The 1,908-nt window shown below is 64.8% G+C and carries 4 protein-coding genes; 3 read left to right on the top strand and 1 reads right to left on the bottom strand.

All coding sequences use genetic code 11. From position 1 onward, the window contains the following. A partial coding sequence (locus tag AC1D15_RS29715; RefSeq protein ID WP_477828852.1) for a hypothetical protein occupies window positions 1-410 on the top strand: 410 nt, incomplete at its 5' end. Window positions 411-455: 45 nt separating this feature from the next. On the opposite strand, the gene AC1D15_RS29720 is transcribed toward AC1D15_RS29715, so the two are convergent. Beyond that, the gene (locus AC1D15_RS29720) at window positions 456-1,004 is read right to left on the bottom strand and encodes a PIN domain-containing protein (protein ID WP_477828853.1); all 549 of its coding nucleotides are present in this window, start codon (window positions 1,002-1,004) and stop codon (window positions 456-458) included. A gap of 162 nt (window positions 1,005-1,166) precedes the next feature. Here AC1D15_RS29720 and rpsL point away from each other — a divergent pair, with 162 nt between their 5' ends. After that, the gene (gene rpsL / locus AC1D15_RS29725) at window positions 1,167-1,547 is read left to right on the top strand and encodes a 30S ribosomal protein S12 (RefSeq protein ID WP_047510966.1); all 381 of its coding nucleotides are present in this window, start codon (window positions 1,167-1,169) and stop codon (window positions 1,545-1,547) included. A 177-nt stretch (window positions 1,548-1,724) separates the two neighbouring features. Continuing rightward, window positions 1,725-1,908: uS7 family ribosomal protein (locus tag AC1D15_RS29730; RefSeq protein ID WP_477828854.1), on the top strand; the 184-nt coding region annotated here is incomplete at its 3' end.

The raw sequence follows: 1,908 nt of genomic DNA on the forward strand, positions 1-1,908 counted from the left end.
CGGCCTACATCGTCGGTGAGCAGGTCGAGCGTTCGGAGCTGCTGGACACCAACGACCGGATGGTGGCCGAAGGCAAGATGACGGCGACGCACGCCGACGTGCTGCTGGGCATCACCAAGGCGTCGCTGTCGACCGACAGCTTCATCTCGGCGGCGTCCTTCCAGGAAACGACCCGCGTGCTCACCGAGGCTGCCATCATGGGCAAGCGCGACGAGCTGCGTGGCCTGAAGGAGAACGTCATCGTCGGCCGCCTGATCCCGGCCGGTACCGGCATGGCATTCCACGACGCACGCCGCGTCAAGGAAGAGATGGACGACGCCGAGCGCCGTGCCATCGCGATGCAGGAGGCGGAGGAATTCGCCTCCGTGCAGGAAACCCCGGCGGAAGCCGGCGGCGACGCTGCCGAGTGAGTGTTCGCGCTTCGTGCGGAAAGGGCGGCTTCGGCCGCCCTTTTTTCATTCCGGGGGTGCGGTCCAGGCTTCGGGCCTCAGGATCGCCAGGCCGCGCGGGAGGGCCCGGCGCGCCAGCCGCAGCACGGCGCGGTCGCGAGTGAACAGCCAGTCGGCGCGGAGCAGGGCGAAATCGATGAACTTCTGGTCGTCGGGGTCGGTGCAGCGCAGCGGCGCGGCCAGGCTGGCGGGTGGTGGAAGGTCTTCAATGTGAGCGCGTGCACTCCATGTTGACCAGATGAGGTCGGCATCCATCGATGGATTGCGAGGCAACCCTCGACGCAGCACCTCGGCCAGCTCGTCGCGCATCGCGGCCGTGGCGACCCATTGCAGCCGGCCGTTCTCGACCGCGCGGACGATCGGAGCGACCCCCGGGTTGCCGAACACCAGCCAGTCGAGCACGACGTTGGTGTCCAGCACGGCGCGGGGTGGGTCGAAGCGGAACACGGGTGCGGTCATATCCCTGGCTTGCGGGTGTACGGGGCTACGAATATAATCGCGGGCTTTTCGGCAGATTCTGCTTCGCTCTTTTGTCGATCCGGCGCGTGGGTTCATGAATTCCACAAGCTGGTCGACCGGGCGGTCAACGATCCCGCAGCCTCGCGGTTCCATCGTTCGGCCACACGCCCAGGGAGGGCGCGACGCTTCTTCCGAGAGTGCTCAGGCCTCTACAACAGAGATCCGGGCAGTGACTTCAAACGGGAACAAGTTACCAACATGCCAACCATCAACCAACTCGTCCGTCTGGGCCGCGAGGTCGAGAAGACGAAGTCCAAATCCCCGGCGCTGCAGGGTGGACCCCAGCGCCGCGGTGTGTGCACTCGCGTGTACACCACCACCCCGAAGAAGCCGAACTCGGCGCTGCGTAAAGTGGCCAAGATTCGCCTGACCAACGGGTTCGAGATCATTTCCTACATCGGCGGCGAAGGCCACAACCTGCAAGAGCACAGCGTCGTGCTCGTGCGCGGCGGCCGCGTGAAGGATCTGCCGGGTGTTCGCTACCACATCGTGCGCGGCTCGCTCGACCTGCAAGGCGTGAAAGACCGCAAGCAGTCGCGTTCCAAGTACGGCGCGAAGCGTCCGAAGGCCGGCAAGTAAGCTGGTTCGTGAAGTCGTCATCGCGGGAGTGCAAGCTCCGGCATGGCGTGTTGCGGTTGCGGTGGGTGCAGATCCCGCCGGGCCGAGTAAGTGGAAGCCCGGGCGCCGGAAGCGCCTTCGTGGTGACCGCGGTGCAGGCAGCGATGCCCGCGCCAACTGAAGATAAAAGGAAGAGCAATGCCTCGTCGTCGCGAAGTACCCAAGCGTGAGATCCTCCCTGATCCGAAGTTCGGATCGGTCGACCTTTCCAAGTTCATGAACGTGATCATGGAGTCCGGCAAGAAGGCTATCGCCGAACGCATCATCTACGGTGCCCTGGAGCAGGTCGAGAAGAAGTCGGGCAAGGATCCGCTGGAGATCT

The sequence above is a fragment of the Rhizobacter sp. P2_H2 genome (assembly GCF_056403375.1).

Coding starts and splice junctions, on each gene's coding strand:
- AC1D15_RS29720 (WP_477828853.1), bottom strand. CDS start 1,004: ATGAACCCACGCGCCGGATCGACAAAAGAGCGAAGCAGAATCTGCCGA.
- rpsL (WP_047510966.1), top strand. CDS start 1,167: ATGCCAACCATCAACCAACTCGTCCGTCTGGGCCGCGAGGTCGAGAAG.